The organism is Clostridium tepidiprofundi DSM 19306, assembly GCF_001594005.1.
Lineage (GTDB): Bacteria > Bacillota > Clostridia > Clostridiales > Clostridiaceae > Clostridium_AC > Clostridium_AC tepidiprofundi.
This window is the reverse complement of the sequence record NZ_LTBA01000021.1, coordinates 13,141-35,166: the sequence shown is the minus strand read 5'-3', so window position 1 is coordinate 35,166 and position 22,026 is coordinate 13,141. Positions and strand designations below refer to the sequence as shown.

At 27.2% G+C, this 22,026-nt stretch carries 21 protein-coding genes; 8 read left to right on the top strand and 13 right to left on the bottom strand.

The annotated features are described in order from the left end of the window. Window positions 1-27 precede the first annotated feature (27 nt). From CLTEP_RS08985 to CLTEP_RS08955, 6 genes are all read right to left on the bottom strand, one after another. Window positions 28-1,707, bottom strand: a complete 1,680-nt coding sequence (locus CLTEP_RS08985) for an AAA family ATPase (protein ID WP_066825700.1) — start codon at window positions 1,705-1,707, stop codon at window positions 28-30. Between the two features lie 81 nt (window positions 1,708-1,788). Further along, window positions 1,789-2,844 carry a MerR family transcriptional regulator gene (locus tag CLTEP_RS08980; protein ID WP_066825696.1) on the bottom strand — a complete coding sequence of 352 codons (1,056 nt, stop codon included), beginning with the start codon at window positions 2,842-2,844 and terminating at the stop codon, window positions 1,789-1,791. A gap of 550 nt (window positions 2,845-3,394) precedes the next feature. Further along, window positions 3,395-4,894 carry an HAD-IA family hydrolase gene (locus CLTEP_RS15650; RefSeq protein ID WP_341372118.1) on the bottom strand — a complete coding sequence of 500 codons (1,500 nt, stop codon included), beginning with the start codon at window positions 4,892-4,894 and terminating at the stop codon, window positions 3,395-3,397. Between the two features lie 13 nt (window positions 4,895-4,907). Then, entirely contained in the window at window positions 4,908-5,108 is a 201-nt protein-coding gene (locus CLTEP_RS14400) for a VOC family protein (RefSeq protein WP_084364818.1), read from the bottom strand. Between the two features lie 15 nt (window positions 5,109-5,123). Next, window positions 5,124-5,903 carry an aminoglycoside adenylyltransferase domain-containing protein gene (locus CLTEP_RS08960; RefSeq protein ID WP_066825690.1) on the bottom strand — a complete coding sequence of 260 codons (780 nt, stop codon included), beginning with the start codon at window positions 5,901-5,903 and terminating at the stop codon, window positions 5,124-5,126. 229 nt (window positions 5,904-6,132) lie between these two features. After that, window positions 6,133-6,624: a hypothetical protein gene (locus CLTEP_RS08955; protein WP_066825686.1), complete on the bottom strand. Its 492-nt coding sequence runs from the start codon at window positions 6,622-6,624 to the stop codon at window positions 6,133-6,135. Window positions 6,625-7,812: 1,188 nt separating this feature from the next. On the opposite strand from CLTEP_RS08955, the gene CLTEP_RS08950 reads away from it, so the two are divergent. After that, a complete protein-coding gene (locus tag CLTEP_RS08950; RefSeq protein WP_066825684.1) occupies window positions 7,813-8,286 on the top strand; it encodes a hypothetical protein in 474 nt (157 codons plus the stop codon). 24 nt (window positions 8,287-8,310) lie between these two features. After that, entirely contained in the window at window positions 8,311-8,688 is a 378-nt protein-coding gene (locus tag CLTEP_RS08945; RefSeq protein WP_066825681.1) for a hypothetical protein, read from the top strand. A 541-nt stretch (window positions 8,689-9,229) separates the two neighbouring features. Here the strand turns inward: CLTEP_RS08945 and CLTEP_RS08935 are convergent. The 5 genes from CLTEP_RS08935 to CLTEP_RS08915 all read right to left on the bottom strand — a co-directional run bounded on the left by CLTEP_RS08935 (window position 9,230) and on the right by CLTEP_RS08915 (window position 14,233). Then, window positions 9,230-10,027, bottom strand: coding sequence for an ABC transporter permease (locus CLTEP_RS08935; RefSeq protein ID WP_084364816.1), 798 nt, complete (start codon window positions 10,025-10,027; stop codon window positions 9,230-9,232). A 2-nt stretch (window positions 10,028-10,029) separates the two neighbouring features. Beyond that, complete coding sequence (locus CLTEP_RS08930; RefSeq protein WP_084364814.1) at window positions 10,030-10,836, bottom strand: ABC transporter permease; 807 nt, start codon at window positions 10,834-10,836, stop codon at window positions 10,030-10,032. Next, window positions 10,833-11,819, bottom strand: a complete 987-nt coding sequence (locus CLTEP_RS08925; RefSeq protein ID WP_066825674.1) for an ABC transporter ATP-binding protein — start codon at window positions 11,817-11,819, stop codon at window positions 10,833-10,835. The genes CLTEP_RS08930 and CLTEP_RS08925 overlap by 4 nt, the downstream gene beginning before the upstream one ends. An 800-nt stretch (window positions 11,820-12,619) precedes the next feature. Next, entirely contained in the window at window positions 12,620-13,078 is a 459-nt protein-coding gene (locus CLTEP_RS08920; RefSeq protein ID WP_066825671.1) for a hypothetical protein, read from the bottom strand. Window positions 13,079-13,639: 561 nt separating this feature from the next. Continuing rightward, window positions 13,640-14,233 carry a GrpB family protein gene (locus tag CLTEP_RS08915; protein WP_066825668.1) on the bottom strand — a complete coding sequence of 198 codons (594 nt, stop codon included), beginning with the start codon at window positions 14,231-14,233 and terminating at the stop codon, window positions 13,640-13,642. A 295-nt stretch (window positions 14,234-14,528) separates the two neighbouring features. On the opposite strand from CLTEP_RS08915, the gene CLTEP_RS08910 reads away from it, so the two are divergent. Further along, window positions 14,529-14,714, top strand: a complete 186-nt coding sequence (locus CLTEP_RS08910) for a hypothetical protein (RefSeq protein ID WP_066825665.1) — start codon at window positions 14,529-14,531, stop codon at window positions 14,712-14,714. Between the two features lie 33 nt (window positions 14,715-14,747). Here CLTEP_RS08910 and CLTEP_RS08905 read toward each other — a convergent pair whose 3' ends face one another. Continuing rightward, window positions 14,748-15,698: an MFS transporter gene (locus CLTEP_RS08905; RefSeq protein ID WP_066825662.1), complete on the bottom strand. Its 951-nt coding sequence runs from the start codon at window positions 15,696-15,698 to the stop codon at window positions 14,748-14,750. A gap of 210 nt (window positions 15,699-15,908) precedes the next feature. Between CLTEP_RS08905 and CLTEP_RS08900 the strand changes: the two genes are divergently transcribed. Further along, window positions 15,909-16,832, top strand: coding sequence for an ABC-2 family transporter protein (locus CLTEP_RS08900; protein WP_341372117.1), 924 nt, complete (start codon window positions 15,909-15,911; stop codon window positions 16,830-16,832). Between the two features lie 149 nt (window positions 16,833-16,981). On the opposite strand, the gene CLTEP_RS08895 is transcribed toward CLTEP_RS08900, so the two are convergent. Continuing rightward, window positions 16,982-17,188 carry a hypothetical protein gene (locus CLTEP_RS08895; protein ID WP_066825656.1) on the bottom strand — a complete coding sequence of 69 codons (207 nt, stop codon included), beginning with the start codon at window positions 17,186-17,188 and terminating at the stop codon, window positions 16,982-16,984. 263 nt (window positions 17,189-17,451) lie between these two features. Here CLTEP_RS08895 and CLTEP_RS08890 point away from each other — a divergent pair, with 263 nt between their 5' ends. The 4 genes from CLTEP_RS08890 to CLTEP_RS08875 all read left to right on the top strand — a co-directional run bounded on the left by CLTEP_RS08890 (window position 17,452) and on the right by CLTEP_RS08875 (window position 21,987). Then, complete coding sequence (locus CLTEP_RS08890; RefSeq protein ID WP_066825654.1) at window positions 17,452-18,546, top strand: PfkB family carbohydrate kinase; 1,095 nt, start codon at window positions 17,452-17,454, stop codon at window positions 18,544-18,546. Beyond that, window positions 18,540-19,457 (top strand): pseudouridine-5'-phosphate glycosidase, encoded by a 918-nt coding sequence (locus CLTEP_RS08885; RefSeq protein ID WP_066825651.1) that lies wholly within the window; start codon window positions 18,540-18,542, stop codon window positions 19,455-19,457. The genes CLTEP_RS08890 and CLTEP_RS08885 overlap by 7 nt, the downstream gene beginning before the upstream one ends. A 220-nt stretch (window positions 19,458-19,677) precedes the next feature. Then, the gene (locus CLTEP_RS08880) at window positions 19,678-19,860 is read left to right on the top strand and encodes a hypothetical protein (RefSeq protein ID WP_066825649.1); all 183 of its coding nucleotides are present in this window, start codon (window positions 19,678-19,680) and stop codon (window positions 19,858-19,860) included. Between the two features lie 195 nt (window positions 19,861-20,055). Then, window positions 20,056-21,987 carry a Cache 3/Cache 2 fusion domain-containing protein gene (locus tag CLTEP_RS08875; RefSeq protein ID WP_066825645.1) on the top strand — a complete coding sequence of 644 codons (1,932 nt, stop codon included), beginning with the start codon at window positions 20,056-20,058 and terminating at the stop codon, window positions 21,985-21,987. Window positions 21,988-22,026 lie beyond the last annotated feature (39 nt).

The following is a 22,026-nucleotide window of genomic DNA, read 5'->3' as shown; positions in this document are numbered from 1 at the left end:
GCTTATCCTCATATATCCACACTATATTTATTTGCTATACTCTTTAACTAAAACCTTCTTACCTTCAAAAGCTATACCAAGCTCAATAATATCCTCAATACCTCTATCTATAAGTTCTTGTTTATAATTTCTATCCCTTATTTGTTTCAAAGCATTTTCAGTAGCTTTTTCTAAAGTTTCATTATCATATTCATCAGCCTTTTTAAATTCCATTATTATTCCTTTTTTATTTGTATCCCTCGGTATAATCATTATATCGTATCTACCATATCCACTTTCCCTATTAGATTTAACTTCATAATCATCTGAAAGTGCTATAAGTATGCCTAACACAAAAGAATGATACACCTTTTCGCTTTCTTTTCCTGAAACATCAAAATAACTTACTGAATTTAATACAAACTCTTTAAATATCTTGGTAAAAATTTTTATATCCCCACTTATTAAACTCTTTAGCATAACATTGAATTTTTCAATATTTATATTTTCTTTAAACCAAGCTAATATAATATCTTCGTATAAATATTTTACTTCTAAATTAGGTATTTGCATGCTACAATATGTTCTTCCTTTTTCTACTCTTTTATTAACTACTTTCAGATATCCACTAAATAACAAGAAACTCCATGCATTATCAGCATCTGTTTCTATTTCATGCATTACTATATTTTCATTCACCACTTTTTCAATTTCTTTTCCTTTTATTAAATCTTCAAGTTCTGTTTTTAACTCACTTCCTCCTCTTGCAAGTACCCTTTTTATTAAATCATTACTGCTGGTATTTACCCAATAAGGTTTAAAACCTTCCTTATCATTTTTAATAAAATTTAATATGGACCAAGGATTATATATAACATTATTTCCAAAATTGTATCCATTGTACCACTTTCTTATTTCTTCTATTTCATAATTTTTATTATAATATTTTAATAATTCTTCTACTTCTTTATCTAAAAATCCAAAACTATCACTATAATGATAATTAACTACGGTATATACTGATAAATTATTCAGACCTGAAAATATACTTTCCTTTGCCACTCTAAGTATTCCTGTTAATACAGCTTTTTCTAAGTAAATATTATCCTTAAGCACACCACCCAGAAAGTTCCTCATAAATTCTATTATTTCATCATAGTACCCATTCATATATCCACTTTGTATTGGTACATCATATTCATCCAAAAGTATAACTACTTTTTCTCCATAATACCTGCTTAAAAATTCACTTAAATTCATCAAACTAGTTTCATATTGTGCTTCAGTTGCTTCCATATACAGAATTTTGTCATAATATGCTTTTTGAAATTCATCCAAATAGTCATCTAATAATAATTTGTATTTATAGTATTCTTTTGATATTAATTCCTTTAATTTTCCAAAGCATTTATCACAATCTTTATTTTTTACATCTTTGAATGTAATATAAATCACAGGATACTTTCCCTGCATATTCATTATTTCTTCATGTTTATTTATCATCAAATCCTTAAAAAGGTAGGAATGGTCATGCTCACATTTTTCATAAAAATATTTAAGCATACTCATATTAAGAGTTTTACCAAATCTCCTTGGTCTTGGAAGAAGTATAACCTGTGAGCCGTCCTCAATTATCTCTTTTATAAATAAGCTTTTATCTACGAAGTAATAATTATCATCTATTATTCTCTTAAAATCACTTATTCCTATTGGCAATCGTGTTTTCATACAATCCCTCCATATGTTCCTCTTATGCTAATTATACCCTAAACACACGGAAAGAAACTACTAAATATACAAAACAAATAACTATTGAACACATATAACAAAATTCAACTTATCAATTTTATATTTAACCAATCGCTTACCATATTTATTGAATTCTGTTTCTAATTTCTCAATATTAGAGTAATATTCATCTTCTATTTCTTCTATTTGATCCTTTGTAAATTCTCTCATTAACTCTTCCCTTTTTACATTATTTTCAAACATCAAATCTCCAATAACAATCCTCCCATCATATTTTAATACCCTCATCATTTCTTTAATAGCTAGATTTTTCTCAGTATCATTTAAATGATGAAAAGCATAGGTAGAAACAATAATATCAAATTCACTATTATCAAAAGGTATTTTTAAAAATTCTCCTAGCCTTACTTTTAAATTAGGAAATTTATGTTTTGCTGTATTCAGCATTTCTCTTGATTGATCTATACCTACAATATTGTATCCTTTGTTCAAATACTTTTCTGAAAGATTTCCTGTTCCAACTCCTATATCCATAACCTTAATGCTACTTACATCCTTTTGAATATTCTCAGTTGACTTTTTATATACAGTTTGTAATATTTCATCATAATTCTTATATATTTTGAGACTTCCTATATCTTTTCTAATCGATATATCATATGTTTTAGCCCAATTATCAAAGTCCCACTTATCTTTCCAATTATCTTTAATATTGTTTACTTTATTAATTCTTTGTGCAGATTCTATAATTTTATCTACATACTTTTCATCATCAGATTCATACATTGCATCCATCAATTCTTCAATAGAGTCTTTCAATAATCTTAATCTATGCATTTCATCATTTACTACTTCCCACTGCTTGTAAAAATGATTCAATATATTATCCTTGTAATTTTCATCTATAACCTGTTGAATATCCTCTATTGAAAAATCTAAAACCCTATACATAAGTATAGTCTGTATTCTAACTAAATGTTCCTTGCTATAGTATCGGTAGTTGTTTGTATTATCCCTTAAAGATTTTATTAAACCTTTTTTCTCATAGAATCTTAATTTGTTAGTAGTTATATTGAAAATTTTTGCTACTTCATTAATTGAATATCTTTTAGACATATTATTCCTCCCTAACCTAGTATCTGCTTCAAGTATAAACCTTAGTCTAAGGCGAAGGTCAACATATATATAAATTATTTAAAAAACATAAATAATTTATATAGTTAAAAATGAAGAATTAAGAGTGAAGAGTTATAGGTGATCCAGAGAATGAGTAATATCTTAATTTGGAAAGCAGCATATCTATATTTTAGTATAAATAAAAGCCATGTAAGTTTGGGCTATTTCCCATCTTCTATAAGTGGGAGATGGATAACACCATTTTTGAAAGGGTTCAATGCCCTTGAAAAAATGCACTCCACTTGATATAATGAAAATATAAAAGTTCTTATAAAACTGAATATATAAGGTTGTGGTAAGAAAAAGCTTTACCACGTAAAATATTCAAGCACACGTCCTGCACCAAAAGAGCGAAAACCAAGCCTTGACGTTGGTGCAGTCCGAACGATTACAATCGTCTAAGACGGTGGTTTCTTGCCAAGAAATAAAACTGGTATTATATCGAGGTCGGTGCGACCTTTTGAGCTTGGGTAAACTTGGCACGTTGGTGCTATTGACCAAGAAGCTCCCACTTCAACGAAGTAAGTGGCGAGTAGTTCACTAAATCTGATATTTGTTCAAGCTTATAATCATAACTACTTACTTTTCCAAAACCATAGCTAGCAAATACAAATGGTATATTAGCTATCTTTGCTGCATCGCAATCTCCTTGAGTATCTCCTACATATATAGGATTTTTAAGTTTATGTTTTTGTATTATTCTATCAATATTTTCTCCCTTTGATAGACCAGTATTGCCTGCACATTCAAAGTCAATAAAATATGATTTTAGTTCATGATGATATTCTAAAAAGGATTCTATATAGCCACAGTCACAATTACTTACAATAAATAATTTGTATTTTTGTGAAAGCATTTTTAATATTTCTTCTAAGTCATTAAAAAGATTGCCGCCTTGTTTTCTAATCCACTGCTGTTCCATAACACAACATTTTTTCATAAGTCCTATTCTGAATTCATCATCTAAATACGGAAATAATACAGGTCCTATCTCTTCTAATTGTAATCCCATTATACTTTGAAGTTCTTCTTTTGTAAGTGGGTTTTGTACTTCTTTTATACCTGACAGCATATCATTCCATGCTTTCAAAACCACATCAGTTGAATCCCAAAGAGTTCCATCTAGATCAAAGATAATCTCTTTTATATTCATTTTTCTCAATTCTTTGTACTCCTCTGTGCCTAAATCATATACTTTAGTTTTCATATAATTCCTCCTATATATGTATTTTGAATTCACCGAAATAAATATTCCACTGCCCTGCTTTAACATATTTTTATCTTCTATCTTCTTAAATGCATTCTTAATACTACTTATTAAATTTACTTGTACATTCAACTCATTATGTGCTGGTAATATTTTTATTGTTCCTTCTAACTTACTGATTTTATCTATTGATTGCTTAAACAATATAGGATCTGTACTAGGATAAAATGCATACAAAGTTCCTTTATAAACTAAATCCCCTGTATATAGATACCCCCTTTTTTCTTCAAAAAGACAAATATGACCTGGTGAATGTCCTGGAGTATGAATAACTCTTAATTTTCTTGAACCGATATCTATAATATCATTATCACTTAATATTCTATTTAGCTCTCCAGTATAAACTTTATAATTATTTATATTAAATTCAATTGGTGGCTTTTTACTAAAAGGCTCTGCCATAACATTATTCTTAGTTACATTAAGTGGAACAGGAATGCCATTTATTAACCATTCTGCATCATCTTTGTGAACACAAATGTCATTAAACAATTCATGTCCACCTATATGATCCCAATGTACATGTGTTGTAACTACTGTAATAGGTAATTCTGTCAACTTTTCTACTTCATTTTTAATATTTCCTATCCCTAAACCAGTATCAATTAAAATAGCAGATGTTTTGCCTATCAATAAATAGGAGTGTACTTTTTCCCAATGCCCATATTCACTTATTGCATAAGTCTCATCATCAATATTCTCAATTGTAAACCACTCATCCATATTTAACTCTCCCTTATAAAATTCTACAATAAACCTCTATATCATTACCTTCGCTATCTTTAAATTCTAATACTTGATTTTCATTTATAAAAACACTAAATATATCATCTTTCTTATCAACTTTTTGTTCAAAAAACTGCTCATAAAAATTTATTGCTCTATTCATATCTTTCACACAAATATATAAGGAATTTAGAGTTAATTCAAGTCTCATTCTTTATTTACCTCTTCAATTATTTTTTCTAAATACAACATATTCATTATTTATTTCTTCTAGCATAAAGTCAGCAAAACAAATCAACTGATCTTGATTCCACTCAATTGTATTATCAGAATTTATATATCCTAATAAGGCTAATTTTACAGTATCTATATATTGATATGTAAGATTCTCAATAGCCCATTCTCCACCTTCCTTTTTAGAACATACAGCGCGTTCTTTTAAATAATACAATACTCTACAAAGATTAAGTATGGAATAAATAGGATTATTAGTAATTTCTTCTTTTGCATCTTGAATATCACTTATAATAGATTCAATATAATATTTCTTAGGAACAGTTTGAAATACCTCCTTTATTGGCTTTCCAAACAAACAACGTCCTCTTTCTATTGTAATAACTATATGTGCTGCTAAATCAGGATCTGTAGAATTTCCACATATGTATTGAGGATTACTTATATATTTTTCTTTATAATAATCTGAATAATGCAAAATAAATGGTGTAGGATATGTAAAATTTTGTGCATCCTTCTCAAGAATAATGCTCATTTCAAATCCTTTTCTAGGTCCATCTTTTGATAATTTCAACAACACATCTATTAGTTTTTTCTTAGCTTTAAAACTAATATCTTTTTTCACAATAACTAAAAAATCAATATCACTTGAATCAGGATTAAAACAATTCATGGCTAATGACCCATGAAGATAAATTCCAACAAGATCAGTCTTTAAAATTTCATGATAATTGGATATGATTACATTTAATATTTCATTAATTTTAATCATAACTATATTCCTTTCAATATTTAATCATTTAAGTATTCTCATATTTAACTTATTTTCCTTTAATATCTGATTTGTTCCTAATAACTTCATAATCTTACCAAAATACATTTATCACTATACCATAAATAAACCTTCTAACTAATACAAAAGCCATATAAATTCAAGCTTTTTGCCCAAATCACATGACTTTTATTACAGGCTATCAATGCCTTATATTTTTTCTCTTTTTTTATCTTTTTAATAACGCCCACTCACCATTAATATCACACACTTCATAAGGAGTATGTGAATAATCCCATATCTCTTGAAACTCTTTTTGTTGATTTAACATAAAGAGCTTTGGTATGAGTTTACTCCTTTCTTCCCAACCGTCATATTTTCCGAAAATCATTCCTTTTTCAGTCCATTGCAGTAAAACAAAATGCTCATTTTTTTGTTTGAAATAAGTTTCTTCCTTTACTCCATCCTCTGCATTAAATATATCTAATTGCCATTGTTTTTTTGATTTATCTAACTTTTGACAAACAAATTTATCTCCTGAAGAGTTGAAAAATATATTTTCATATAAACCATCATTATTTATATCATTATCTATCGAGTATAACAATTTATTATTCTTATAAACAAATATCTTTGGTTTATCCCTAAGAATGTCATTTAAAATAAAATACTCTTTAGCATTTGCCCATGCTCTTTGCACCCCATAATTTTCTTGTGTCATTAAAAAAACATCTTCATATTTGCTCGATGCATAGTATCATTATACCATAAAATAACTAAAATGATAACATATTCATTAATTCTTCAATGTATACGTTTTCTATCAATAATTGAATTTGATATTTACTGCTCACCACTGTGAATTAAAGCTTTCTATTATCTTCAATTCGTAATTTAGATTTTTATCATATATATTACAACGAAAAAATACAGTATGCAGAGATTTTTATAGTGAATATTAATAAGAAATATATGATATTAAATATTTGTATTGCATATTACGAATTTACGAATTGCAGATTGCTGTAGTTTTAACTTGCAAAATACAATTGTAATATGTTACAATAATTAGGTAAAATTTATTCATTCTTTAGGTGAATGCAGAATATGAAGATTAAAATCTGTGGATAACTTTTAAAAATTTATTAAAAATGTGCAAAAAAGAGTATGCTGAAAAAAGCTTTTAAAAAATGAAGTGCGTAGCACGGTGAGTTTAATCAATATGTGGATTACACCGCAATTTTAAGTAATGGTTTAATAGTTCTTATATAATAAGTCAGTATAACATTGATTTGCTTTGTTATACTGGCTAGATATACATCTGCTCGCATTGTTTTTATACTCACAGTTAACGGTGACAATATACAAGGGTTTGATTTGATACAAAATAACTCTCTCTCAATACAACAGCGATTTTTATATTGCTTATCCCATTCTTTGGAATTTCGTTGTATACCAGGGTAAAGTCTAAAATCTTTATCTGGATAAACATAAGGCATACGTTCACTTTTTTTATCAGTACAAGGATTTTTGCAAGTATGATATCGTTTTCCATGTTTATCCTTACAATATTTTGGACAAGTATATTTAAATCTTAAGCTTCTATTTTTACCTTTACAAGAACCTTCTGGTTTAAAAGATTCTTTTGTTAAAGGGCAGAGAGGAATACCTTGAGAATTAAACTCTAAATCACCAAGTTTATTATTTTCAGTGTTTCTAAGGAGGTGTTTTTATTTTTTCAAACTTATATATTCCGATATTATCAAATAGAGAACTAACATTAAAATCCAAAGATTCTAGTTCTAATATAATATCACAAGATGGCTTTTTCGATTTACCTGAATTTCTTTTAAAAGAAGAATATTTAATTATAACAGAAAATAATCAAAAAATACTAGAGTTAAACTTGTTGCTTCTAAATGAATTATTTAGTAAAGCAAAAGTTTTAAATGCTACTACATGTCTAGACTTTAAAAAAAATAATTTAGGAGAATTGAAACCCATCAATGTAAAAAAAACTTTTAGTACTAATGATAAACATATATTATTGTATTTAGAATTTGAACAAATGATACATGACTGTCCTATAAATATAGTTATTTCAGATAATCAAAAGCAGAAAATATATTCTGATTTTGAAATCATAGCACATTCTAAAAATTCTGCTTCTAATTTTCACTGTACTTATATATATGAAATTAGAATGAATAAAGATCTAGATCCTAATATAAAAATGCTTAATATTGAAATCTCTTTTTTAAATGGACAAATTATCTATGATAAAACTGTAAATATAGTTCACAAACAAAATTCTCACTATAATCTTTATGCCAATAAACACTATACAGGAGAAACAAATTTATATATTAACAATAAGCTATAAATCTTTAAAATTGGAGGGATTATTATGTCATCAAGTATGTCTATACCAGCTGGTGGAATTAGTACTCATAGTAGAGGATTCTTTGAAAAAGTAAAGGCTGGTGTTAAAGGTGCTGTTAAGGAAGAAGTAGATTTTTACATAGGATGTGATAATTCAACTAAACTATTTAATACTGGATATAAAGCCGCCTCAGTAGGTGCAACAATACACGCAGCAAGGAAAACAGAAACATTAGTTGAGGAAATAGTTTGTGTTGGTAAATATGCTACAACTAAAGTTATAAGAGGTGGTGCAAAAGCAGCTGCTAAAACAGCTGCAAAAGGAATAGGTATAGGTCTAATTCCAGATGCATATCATGTAGCACATGGCTTTTATAAAGACTTCACAGGAAGTGGCTATTAATGAGTGATCCTTTTATCATAATTTTATTTATACCAGTGATTTATGAATTTCGTTTATTTATGAAAAATAAAGATTATTCTAACTTATTTTTTGCTATTTTCATAACGATAATAATTTTTCTATTTAAAATTAATATATTTAAAATTAATTGGAATGGTAATGTTATTTTAGCAGTAATAAGCTTATTGTTATTGTTATTATTATTATTAAATTTTTTCTTTTTTCTATTTAAAACAAAAAAGAGAAAATAAACTTGAAATAACCCTATTAAAGCTTGAACAGAGGATCTATTAAACGAATATGAAGGCACTATTATTTTAATATCTCATGATAAAACTCTTATAAAAAATTAGCTCATGGAAAACTTCTTGTAGTTATGCAAACTCATCTTCCTAAAACAAAACGTAATAACTTCAAGTGAAGACTCTACTCCTTCTAATGCAAGAATCAAAAAGTTTTAATACTCCCACTTTCAGAAGTGGGAGTATTGTCGAATTGATAAAAATTCAATTTTTATATTAAATGATAATATAATTTCACATTAACTGCTTGCACTTTGATATCTTTTTAGCGATATTTTCCAAAATGTTCTGCAAATTATCATTAAAACTATCATTATCAAAAATGAAAATAATATATCTCTTGTTGAAATACCACCTAACACATATTGAGCTGGAATATTAGCTATAGTTAATAGTGGAACTATATACATAAGTATTACTCTTACAATTCCTTTGTAAATAGATGCTGGATATTCAACAAATTTTAATGTGCTTAAAAACAATTCATGAAGTTCACTAACTTTTATAACATATATAGAAAGTGTCATTATTATAAACCATATTGCATATCCTATTAAAACTCCATTAATAACTAACAATATATAAGTTATAACTTGAGAAAATGTAATTACTAGATTCATGTGATGCAGAGAATAAATTAATAAAAATACTGCTGGTATTATATTAGTAATACCTCCTAAATAAAAGTATCTAAGCGAAACAAAGAATTGATGATCACAAGGTTTTATTAGTATAAAATCCAAACTTCCAGATGATACATAAGTTTGTAATCTAGGTAGATTATTTATAAAGAGAATAAAGTATAAAGAAGTAATTATTTGGGCAGTCCCAAGCAAGAAAAGAGTTTCATATAATGTCCATCCGCTTATTGTTGTAACCTGAGAATATATGCTCTCAAAAAATACTAAACTTATAAAAAACCATAAAAAGCTATCAATTAAATTGGTAATAAAATTTAATCTGTAATCTAGTTCTCTAGCTAAACAATTTCTAACAAAATAAACATACAACTTTAGATAACGAAATATTTTCTTCATGTTTATCCTCCATACGCTTCGAATTTCTTAATGCCAAGTTTCCATAGAAATTTTATTCCTATTGCTATTACTGCTATCCAAATAACTTGTACAAATAATCCTGTATAGATTTCATTTATAGTTATTTCTGCTAAATATATTTTTATAGGAAAATATACCAAATATTGAAACGGTAAATATTTCAGTATATTTTTAATTGTAGCTGGTAACAAATTTATAGGAATTAATGAGCCTGAGAAAAATTCTATAAACATATATAGTGTGTAAAAAAAGCTAGATATCTCAAGGAACCAAAAACTTAATAAACTAAACAGCATGAATATTAAGAAGTATAAAACATATGCAATACTACAAGCAACTATAAAATATACAATTTTTTCAATAGATGAATTTAGTACGATATTATTTCTAAATATCAGAGCTATCAATAATATAGGAATAATTGTCATAACTAAATTTTGACTTTTATTACCAAGAGCTTTGAAAAACCAGTATTTTATGTAACTTATAGGTTTAATCAAATACATAGATAAACTTCCATTTTTGATTTCCTCAGATACATCCCAAAAAAAATCTGGTACAATAACTTGATGAAGGAATCTTGCAGTTATTAAATATGTAAGCATCATATTTAGAGTATAACCGCCTACTGTAGTATTATCTCTAAAAATCGCCGTCCAAAGAAAAATCATAGCTATTATAGGAACAAAACTACATACAAAATTAAATATAAAATTTAAGCGATAATCCATAGCCATAGACCAAGTTAATTTAAAAGTTCTCTTATAAGCATTAAATTTATTTATCAAATTTCTTTTCTCTCCTTCTCAAAAGAATTACGTATAATATCAGCTGAATCCAATTGATTTACTGTTATGCTATTTATAAATTGGTGTCTTATTAGCTCCTGTTTAATATTATCTACCTGATCCTTAGGAACTTTTAATCGGCATAAATTTTCTTTTTCTTTTACAATATCACCATACACATCAAATTTAAAATCATTATCTTTGCTTAAGTATTCAATATTTAAAATACAATCTTTTGCATATAGATTTAAAAAATCATCTAAACTGCCATCATAATACTTTTTGCCATTATTAATAAATATAGTTCTCTCACAAAGCTTTTCAATATCCTCTATATAATGGCTTGTAAGTATAATAGTTGCATTAAATCTTTTATTATATTCTTTTATAAAATCTCTTATTTTTTTCTGTGCAATCATGTCCAATCCAATAGTAGGCTCATCAAGATAAAGAACTTCCGGAGTGTGAAGTAATGCTGCTACTAGTTCACACTTCATTCTCTCTCCTAATGAAAGATTGCGTACTGGAACATTTATTAAATCTTTAATATTAAGCATGTCAACAAGAGTATTTAAAATATCTTTATATTTTTCATCTTCAATTTCGTATATCTCTTTATTTAAACGAAAACTTTCTATGGCAGGTATGTCCCACCACAACTGTTGTTTTTGTCCTAAAACAATGGATATTTTTTTCTTAAATGCTTCTTCTTTTTTAAAAGGATTATACTGTAATACTTTTATATCTCCCGAAGATGGATATAGCAATCCTGAGAGCATCTTAATAATAGTAGTTTTTCCAGCTCCATTAGGTCCCAATAAACCAACTATCTCTCCTCGTTTTATTGATATATTCATATCTGTCACAGCTGATATAGCTTCATATTCTCTATTAAAAAAATTTTGAAATGTGCCTAAAAAACCTTCCCTTTTTTTATATCTCCTAAATTCTTTTGACACATTTACCATCGTTATCGCATCCATATACTCCCCCCTGTTTTCTATATAACTCTCTAAATAAATTCACACTAAATTCACTATCTTATTTTCCATTTTTGTATATTTGAAGTATTCATCAAATTTTACCATTACTTTAATTTTATATCAATACAGTTATGAATTTGTGTAAACTCGTTTTGCTAAAGCACAACATCGGAACTTCATGTGGAAACTCTAGTCCATCTGAAGCAAAAGCTTCAATCTCCCACTTATAGAACTGGGAGTCTTGTAAAATCGCTCAACAATTGATCACATAAAAATATTGACAATCTCAAATTATTACCATATAATGTATTCGATCATATTAAATCAAAAAAATTTTTATTATACCTACAATGGATAGGATACTAAAATGAAATTAATTTCAAGTAAAATTAACGTTTTAATAGTATTAATTATTTATCCAATCTTATATATTATTGCAGGTTTTTTTATAAAGTATAAGCCTCCTGAATATCCACCAGATGTTTACGGCAAAGGAACAATGCGTACAACTAGTGGTTACAATACACCTACGGCAAAAAAGTAAAGAAAATTGGGAATATTATGCTAATTTTAATAATGGTTACTATGTTTTTATATGCCATTGCATGCTTTATATATTGTGAAATAGGACTTAGAAAAAATATTATATTAATTTGGATTAAATAGCTTGTTTTTAATAGCAACTCAAATAGGACTTTATGTAATATATTGGAGGTAATTTTATAAAAATGAGTGATCCCTTTATTATAATTTTATAGATTCAGATTGAAAAAAACACAATTGCTTGCCTCGGTAGCAATTCACTTATGTATTAAGTATACCCATCCGTTCTTTTTTACCACTCCAAAAATGGCATCATTTTTGCCAAATGCTCTACTTCTGCTAATAGAAAAGTCACCATATTTTCTCTTAAAATTAACGTAGTTAATAATTCTACCCGAATTAGTAAAAACAATCAAATTAATATCATCTAGCATAGTTATAGACGTATCTATCTGAATCCACTTAACATCATTCTTTTTCAAAAACTCTTCTGGATTACCGTAAGGTGTAATCACGTACATTCTATCCCATTCAAAATTTGTTAATTTATTGAAGTCGATTATATCATTTTTGGTTATAGAAGTTTTAATGCTTTCATTTAATTTTTCATTAGGATTCATTACAACTTTATTATTATTTTTAAAATTGAAAAATGATAAACACATAATTGCTACTAATATCAATACTGTTATTATAATACTCAATTTTTTAATCATAAAAACACCACCATTTATATTAGAGTTATTGTTCATTAACATGCTATTTCTTGATCAGATTTTTTAAATATCTTGTAGATACATATATGAATGCCAGCTATACCAGCTATCACACTTTTAACTAGAAAAACATTGATAAAACTAATGCTAATGACAAACAATTTTTAATCTTATACTTAAATTTAGATAATATGTTTTAAAATTATTATAATTTATAAAATTTATATTATCAACCATAATTTTCATTCTGTAATTATTTTTTAACTGGTTAATATATATATTTTATGGAAATCACATTAATAGAAGATAACAGTACATACTATTGAAAAAAATATTTGAATTATGTAATATATTGAAAGAAATTCTGTAAGAATGAATAAAAAAGCTTAATTAAATAGCATCAAGCATGTTTATTATCCATAATAAGCAATAAAAAAGATATGAAAAATGAGGTCATCCTATGCTAAAATAATTTGCACCAAGCAAATAGAGCAACAAGGAAAAATGACCTCATGAAAGAAAGTCTGCACTAGAAATATTAGTATGTACTTAACATTCTTCTTAATCACTAATAAGATATCTATCTCCAAATTCTTTTCTCGCTAAATTTGAATATTTCAATATAAAATCCGTTTTTGCTTCTGTATAACCATCTCGATTATTCTTGTATTTCGGAAGTAAACTCAATTTCAATTTGCCATATTCATCTGCAACATCATTATGTTTAATAAGATAATCCCTGAAATAAAGTTCATTCCAGTCACCTAAGTACCGTACATGAAGGTGATACACTTTGTCTGCAAAACCTTTAGGAGTATATCCTTTATTAAAAAAAATTTTCATATGCGGCTTACCCTCATCTGAAGCTGACATTAATGTCCATCCATTACTTTTAAGTAAATCTTTTAACCATTGTAAATCTAATTCTTCATTAACCTCTAACAAAATATCTATAATTGGCTTAGCAATTAATCCCTTTACAGAACTACTACCAATATGATTAATTCTTCTAATATTTTGAATGCCAATGCATTTAACAATTTTATCCTTCTCTTCTGTATACCACCTCTCATAATCTTTGTTATGTTCTTCCAGTATTATTGGAAATAGCATCCACAATTCCTCTAACGACATTTCAGAAAGTTGTTTTTTCATATAATCCTCCATCATCGACTTGTCCTAAAACGAACAAAACCTTATAATAACTGCAATTCTATATTACTGTTAATTGCAAAAATTATACCATTAACATGATAATTTGTCAATCATATGAATTACCATGATCAGACTCCATTTTAGCCATTAATACAAAATTTAGCACACCACGAACCAATGTAAAATTAAGTAAAATACCGGTATATTATTGTATTTTTCGTTCTATTTGGTACAATAAAAAATGATGGAATATATGTAATGATAACATAAATATATCAATGGAGTTGATTTTTATATGAGAATTTGTGCAATTAAAACACCTTCTAATAATGTACATACAAGAAATTTTTGCAATCAACCACAAAACAAATCCCAAAAAGGACATTCAAACGAAAGATCTGTTAAATTGGAATTATCTGCACTTAAACCTCAAGATAATGTTATAAAAAATTTAATGAAACAGAAATTATCTTTACAATAACAAAAAAGCAAAGAATGAAAAAGGAGCTACGCACTAATTATCTAGTGCGACAGCCCCTTTTCGCTTTTTTAATAACAATACAATAATTAAACTCACAAGTGTAATTATACCCATTAATGCATATGTATGACGTATGCCCAAAGCATCTAATGATACTCCAATCACTGGATCGAATACAATGAAAGATATTTGAATAAATAAACTTTTATATGACAGTATAGTTGCCCTATTATCTTTTATATTACTATTTATATCTGCATTTAAAATTGGCCATATCATACCATTTATATATCTAGATATACAAAGTATAATTAATGACAAATATATTCCCGAAAAGTTTAATCCAATAAGCAAAACACCATATACAAGCAAAATATACGTGCTTTTTAATTTAACTTTGGTTGAATGTTTTGCTCCATATGATGATATTATATTAAATATAAAAAATATAACTCCTAAATATACTGTATCTATACCTATTGAAGGCAAAAATGCTTGAGATGTATAGTTTAAATTAGATATTATAATCATCATTACAAAATACATAAAGAACAATTTTATTATAATTTTATTATTAACTAAACCTTTTATATTATCTAATTGCTGTCTAAACTCATCTTTAATATTAAATGTACCTTCCATAAATAATTTGTTATCAACTAATCTAGATACAGCTAATATTGAAATTACTTGAATTAATATAGACAAACTCATAGGTAAATCCACATTAATTTTGTATAAAAGTGAAGATAATAAAGTTGCACTTGCCGAAAATCTTAAAGCCCACATATTTATATTGGCTAAGTATTGTTTATATGAATCTTCCTCATTATTTTCCAAAAAACAATCATATATTAAAGCTTCTCCACAACCTGATACAACAGCTTCAGCTATACCACCCAAAACAGCATTGATCATTAAAAAATAATAATTATTAGTAATTAATATTATTATTAAATTTAAGCATTGTGAACTACTCGCCACTTACTTCGTTGAAGTGGGAGCTTCTTGGTCAATAGCACCAACGTGCCAAGTTTACCCAAGCTCAAAAGGTCGCACCGACCTCGATATAATACCAGTTTTATTTCCTGGCAAGAAACCACCGTCTTAGACGATTGTAATAGTTCGGACTGCACCAACGTCAAGGCTTGGTTTTCGCTCTTTTGGTGCAGGGCGTGTGCTTGAATATTTTACGTGGTAAAGCTTTTTCTTACCACAACCTTATATATTCAGTTTTATAAGAACTTTTATATTTTCATTATATCAAGTGGAGTGCATTTTTTCAAGGGCATTGAACCCTTTCAAAAATGGTGTTATCCATCTCCCACTTATAGAAGATGGGAGACTTCCACACAAAATGTTAAATATATTAAACAGAGTATTGAAAAATTCCTTATTTATAGAGCTACTTCTCTTTTTGTTATAATTTTTAGTACTATATTTTCAGTAATCGAAATTATAACAACAATAGTTTATTTTAGTTACACAGATAATATCGCAGGATTTAATTTTTATGAATTTCTTATATTGATTTCAACATTTAATATCATAGGAACTATTTACAATATTTTATGTATTAATTCTCATGAAAATTTATCTGATAAAATTCTAGCTGGACAGCTTGACTATGATCTTATAAGACCTGTGGACTCACAAATAATAAACAATTTTAGTGAGTTTGAAATAAGTAGCATAATAAGCTCTATAGTACCTATTATTACTTTTTTCTATGCAGCACGAAAAATAAACTATATTTCAATAATGGGTGGTATATTTTTTATTATATTTGTTATGCTTGGTGCTTATTTTTATTATTTGTTAAATCAATTTTTTGTTAATTTTTCTTTCTGGATAGAAAGGCCTGGAAAACTTCTTGGAATTCCTGAAGAACTATTTGAATTTGCAGCAAAACCAAGAAGAATATATCCTAAAATATTCCAAATAATTTTCGCTTGGATTATACCAATAATTTCAACAACAAATGTTCCAGTTGAATTATTGACTGGAAAAATATATTACAAAAATATATCGTTTTATTGTTTTATTATAATAGTTTTCTCATTAGTAGTTAGATTTCAATGGAATTTGGGTGTGAAAAGATATACTTCTACAAATTAAGAAGCATTCCATCATTTGTTATGACTTCTTATTGTATTTATGATTACTTTAAATACCACCATTAATGATATAAATATTATTACAAATTTTAGGAAATTCACTTCTCTTCCCCTAATGTGATAAATTATCTACAGCTTACTTATAAAAAATCACCGTTTAACACTTTTCTGATACATATAGCCTGTTAATATAGCATATGGTATAAAAATAATTAATTTTATTTTATAATTTTTTGTATGAGGTATCATTAATACATTACCGCCATTATCTATCAATGGAACAACTACAGTAAATAAACCATAGTTAAACACTGCAATAATTAAAGTTTTTAACCAAAGATACTGTTTTTTCTTCATAACATCCATACTCCCTAGTCATATATCTATTTTTATTATTTTTTTAGATACTACATTTACAATATCTTTAATTTCTATATGTGAAAACAGTATTAATGTTTACTTGTGATTAACCACTTCCATTATATCATAAAATTAACATAAATATAATATTTTATATGATTTATATTTATACCCATTCCTCCTTGCAAAAAGATATGAAATATTGTATTATGTAAATAAACTTATGTTTATAATCTAAGCATGTGCAAGGAGATATTTTTATGACTAATAGAGAAAAAGAAATATTAAATTTAATAAAGCAAAATCCATTGATTTCTCAAAATGAACTTGCAAACTTACTTGGAATCACACGTTCATCCGTTGCAGTACATATAACAAACTTGATAAAAAAGGGCTACATTGAAGGCAAGGGATATATAATCAAAGAAGATCCATATATATGTATTTTAGGTGGTGCAAACATAGATATTACTGGATTCCCAAATAATAAATTGATAATGAAAGACTCTAATCCTGGTAAGGTTTCTATTTCACTAGGTGGAGTTGGAAGGAATATTGGTGAAAATCTCGTAAAATTAGGAATCAATGTAAAGCTAATAACAGCACTTGGAGATGACATTTATGGAAAAAAAATATTAGATGAGTCGAGAAAAATAGGCATAAACATGAATGATACTTTTGTTTCAAGTGAGCATAATACATCAACATATTTATCAATATTAGATGAAAAAGGAGATATGCAAATTGCAATTGCTCATATGGATATATTTAATTCATTGACTTTAGATTTTGCTAAATCAAAAAAGCATGTTATTGATAATTCGAAATTATGTATTTTAGATACTAATCTTCCTAAAGATATTATTGAATACATTGTAATGAATAACAGTAAACCCGATTTCTTTTTAGATACCGTATCGAGTAAAAAAGCAGAAAAAGTTAAAAATATAATAGGATATTTTCATACTATAAAACCTAATAAAATTGAAGCTGAAATTCTATCTGGAATACATATTAATACAAAATACGATTTGCAAAAATCAGCTCATTACTTCTTAAATAAAGGTGTTAAGAGAGTTTTTATAACCCTTGGTTCAGAGGGAATTTATTATAATGATGGATTTAATGAAGAACATATTCTATCACCTGATATAAAAGTCGTAAATGCAACAGGCGCTGGTGATGCCTTTATTGCTGCATTGGCTTATTGTTATTTTAATGACCTTAATATAGATTATTCTGCAAGATTTGCAATGGCAGCTTCAATTCTTGCACTTTCTCATAAAAACACAATAAATCCTAATATGTCAGTAAATAATATTAAATACAAAATGGAGGAAACTAACTTATGTTAAAAAAATATTTAAAAATCAATACCGAAGTAAAAAAAGCACTTGATCAAGGGAAACCTGTTGTAGCATTAGAATCAACCATAATTTCACATGGTATGCCATATCCCCAAAATGTAGAAACAGCTCTTAAAGTTGAAAAAATTGTAAGAGATAATGGAGCTGTACCTGCTACTATAGCTATTTTAAATGGTCAATTAGTAGTTGGACTAACTGAAGAAGAAATAGATTATCTAGGTAAAAGTGATAATATTGTAAAAACAAGTAGACGAGATATTCCTTTTATTATTGCAAAAAAGCTCGATGGAGCAACTACTGTTGCATCTACAATGATTATTGCAGCACTTGCAGGAATTAAAGTATTCGCAACAGGTGGAATTGGTGGTGTTCATAGAGGAGCTACTCAAACATTTGATATATCAGCCGACCTTCAAGAACTTGCACATACAAATGTAGCTGTCGTTTGTGCAGGAGCAAAATCAATACTAGATATAGGTTTAACACTTGAATACCTTGAAACACAAGGTGTACCTGTTATAGGATATGGCACTGATGAACTTCCTGCTTTCTATACAAGAAAAAGTGGTTTTGGTGTTGATTACAGAGTTGACTCTCCTTCTGAATTAGCACTTGCTATAAAAGCTAAATGGGATTTAGGACTCAATGGTGGTTTAGTTATAGCAAATCCAATACCAAAAGAATATGAGATGGATTATGATACAATCACTAAAGCCATAAATGATGCAGTTAAAGAAGCAGAACTAAAAGGAATACAAGGTAAAGAAACAACTCCTTTCTTACTTGCAAAAGTAAAAGAAATTACACAAGGTTCTAGTTTGGATTCAAATATTCAATTAGTGTATAATAATGCTAAAGTAGCTTCAATGTTAGCATGCGAACTCTCAAAATTAAAATAAATTATTAAGTTTTAAAATATTCTCTTCACTTTATGCTAATAATAGTTTATAATAAGGTTTATAATTTTTAGTGAGGGAGGGATACCGAGTGAAGGTAACAATAAATGAAGAAGCACTATCTAAATTAGAAGAATTAGTTTCACAGCAAAATGCTGAAGGAAAAGACCTCAGAATATATATCGCTGGTTTTGGATGAGCAGGTCCATCTTTTGGATTAGCTTTGGATAAGCGAAATGAAAACGATGAAATAGATGATTCTCACAGATTAACATTTATAGCTGAAAAAGATGTAGTAGAAGAGTTAGGAAATTTTGAAATTCAATATTCTGAACTAGGTTTCAGAATACTTGCAGAGAATCAATCAAATTCAAGCTGTGGTTCTTGCTCTGGAAGTTGTTCATAAGAAAATTTTACATTTATTATTACAGGTATTGTTGCAGGCTGTTCCTTTGGAACAGCCTGCAATTTTATGTAATCTATCCCAATATTAAATTTTTTTATTTTTTTACAGGAATTTGATATCATTTGTAGAATTATTCTCGATGTGTGATATATGCAAATAATATATTTTTTACAGCACAAGAAAGAGGTAATACGAATGAGCTTTAGAACTAAATTACTACTAAGTTATCTAGCAATTATTATTTTTTCAGTTTGTTCACTTGATATTTTTATTACTAAAAGTTCACAAAAAGCTGTCTTTGAACAGGTAACAGAAAAAAGCGAAATAGTATCCGATTTAATAGTCAATATGATAAATAGTAGAAATCATTTACTCTTAAAAAAAATTCACTCAGATCTATTTTTTGCAAAACAACAATTAAACAATCTAGGTAATGTACGAATTAATTATAATAATACTATCGAATTAGAAAATTGTCATTTTCCATCTTTATATGCAGGAAACACAAATCTTGCACTTAATAATATTTTTGTCGACAATATAAAAAACTCAATAGATGCAATATCATCTATTTTCTTGTTACATGATAATAAATTATTAAGGATTGCAACAAGTATATCCATAGATAACAAAAGAATATTAGGCACTTGTATTAATAATGATTCCGAAATTTATAAAAAAATAATACATAACAAATCCTATTTTGGAAAATCTTATATCATTAATGATACTTATATAACAGGCTATGAACCAATTACAAATAGCGATGGCAAAGTTATAGGTGCAATAGCACTAGGTTATAAACAAATTAATACTCAATTAAAAAAAACATTAAAGGATATTATAATAGGCAAAACTGGATATGTATATATATTAGATTCAAGTGGAAATGTAATACTCCATCCAAATATTGAAGGTGAAAATCTTAAAAATTTTGATTTCTGTAAAGAAATACTTAAAAATAAAAATGGACTAATTGATTACAAATATAATGGAATACATAAATTAGCTGCTTATAAATACTATAAACCATGGGATTTCTATATCGTATCAACAGCAAATTATGACGATCTTTATTCATCTTCAAGAGCTATTTTTAATATAGCTTTGCTAATAGGCTTAATTGTATTTGTAATATGTATAATTTTATCAATTATACTAACAAACTCTTTTGTAGCTCCTATTGATAAATTAAAAGATTGTATGAAAATCGCTCGCAATGGAGATTTAACAGTTCAATGTGATTTGAGAAGAAAAGATGAATTAGGTATGTTAGCCGACAGTTTTAACAGCATGATAGATAAAAATAAAAGATTACTAGATGAAGTAGTTAAATGTGACAAAATAAAAACTGATTTTATTTCAAATATTTCACATGAATTTAAGACACCAATAAACATTATTTCTTCAGTAGCTCAATTACTGTCTCTGTATACGAAAGATGATTGTAAAGATATTGATAATTCAACATTAAATAAATATATATCAACAATAAGACACAACTGCTATAGACTGTTAAAATTAACCAATAACTTAATAGGTATAAGTCAAATAGAATCTGGATTTATAAATTTGCACTTAAAAAACGAAAATATTGTTGAAATTGTTGAAAACTTAACTCTATCGACCGTTGAATATGTAAAGAGCAAAAATAGAAATATAATATTTGATACAGATATTGAAGAAAAGATAATAGCAATTGACTCTGAAAAAATCGAAAGAATTATTTTAAACTTAATTTCTAATGCTGTTAAATTCACAAAACCCGGTGATAATATAAAGATATCTATTCAAGACAAAGGAAAAGACATTATAATTTCCGTATTAGATACCGGTATAGGTATTCCTGAGAATATGCAAGACAAAATATTTAATAGATTTACGCAAGTAGATCCTCTTTTTAATAGGAATCATGAAGGAAGTGGCATAGGATTGTATATAGTAAAATCATTGGTAAAAATGCATAAGGGATCAATATCACTTAAAAGCAAACCCGGTAAAGGTTCAGAATTTATTGTTAAACTCCCTGTTATTCTAATACCAGAAGAAAAAAACTCAAAATCACCAAGCGAATTTACAATACAGTCTTATGATGAAAAAATTCAAATTGAATTTTCGGACCTCTAATACAATATATTTGAAAACTCTAGTGCAGACTTTCTTAAT

Bases quoted from the DNA above. Each gene is read 5' to 3' on its own strand.
- CLTEP_RS08985 (WP_066825700.1), bottom strand. From the start codon at position 1,707: ATGAAAACACGATTGCCAATAGGAATAAGTGATTTTAAGAGAATAATA.
- CLTEP_RS08980 (WP_066825696.1), bottom strand. From the start codon at position 2,844: ATGTCTAAAAGATATTCAATTAATGAAGTAGCAAAAATTTTCAATATA.
- CLTEP_RS15650 (WP_341372118.1), bottom strand. From the start codon at position 4,894: ATGGATGAGTGGTTTACAATTGAGAATATTGATGATGAGACTTATGCA.
- CLTEP_RS14400 (WP_084364818.1), bottom strand. From the start codon at position 5,108: ATGAGACTTGAATTAACTCTAAATTCCTTATATATTTGTGTGAAAGAT.
- CLTEP_RS08960 (WP_066825690.1), bottom strand. From the start codon at position 5,903: ATGATTAAAATTAATGAAATATTAAATGTAATCATATCCAATTATCAT.
- CLTEP_RS08955 (WP_066825686.1), bottom strand. From the start codon at position 6,624: ATGACACAAGAAAATTATGGGGTGCAAAGAGCATGGGCAAATGCTAAA.
- CLTEP_RS08945 (WP_066825681.1), top strand. From the start codon at position 8,311: ATGTCATCAAGTATGTCTATACCAGCTGGTGGAATTAGTACTCATAGT.
- CLTEP_RS08935 (WP_084364816.1), bottom strand. From the start codon at position 10,027: ATGAAGAAAATATTTCGTTATCTAAAGTTGTATGTTTATTTTGTTAGA.
- CLTEP_RS08925 (WP_066825674.1), bottom strand. From the start codon at position 11,819: ATGGATGCGATAACGATGGTAAATGTGTCAAAAGAATTTAGGAGATAT.
- CLTEP_RS08920 (WP_066825671.1), bottom strand. From the start codon at position 13,078: ATGATTAAAAAATTGAGTATTATAATAACAGTATTGATATTAGTAGCA.
- CLTEP_RS08915 (WP_066825668.1), bottom strand. From the start codon at position 14,233: ATGAAAAAACAACTTTCTGAAATGTCGTTAGAGGAATTGTGGATGCTA.
- CLTEP_RS08910 (WP_066825665.1), top strand. From the start codon at position 14,529: ATGAGAATTTGTGCAATTAAAACACCTTCTAATAATGTACATACAAGA.
- CLTEP_RS08895 (WP_066825656.1), bottom strand. From the start codon at position 17,188: ATGAAGAAAAAACAGTATCTTTGGTTAAAAACTTTAATTATTGCAGTG.
- CLTEP_RS08890 (WP_066825654.1), top strand. From the start codon at position 17,452: ATGACTAATAGAGAAAAAGAAATATTAAATTTAATAAAGCAAAATCCA.
- CLTEP_RS08885 (WP_066825651.1), top strand. From the start codon at position 18,540: ATGTTAAAAAAATATTTAAAAATCAATACCGAAGTAAAAAAAGCACTT.
- CLTEP_RS08875 (WP_066825645.1), top strand. From the start codon at position 20,056: ATGAGCTTTAGAACTAAATTACTACTAAGTTATCTAGCAATTATTATT.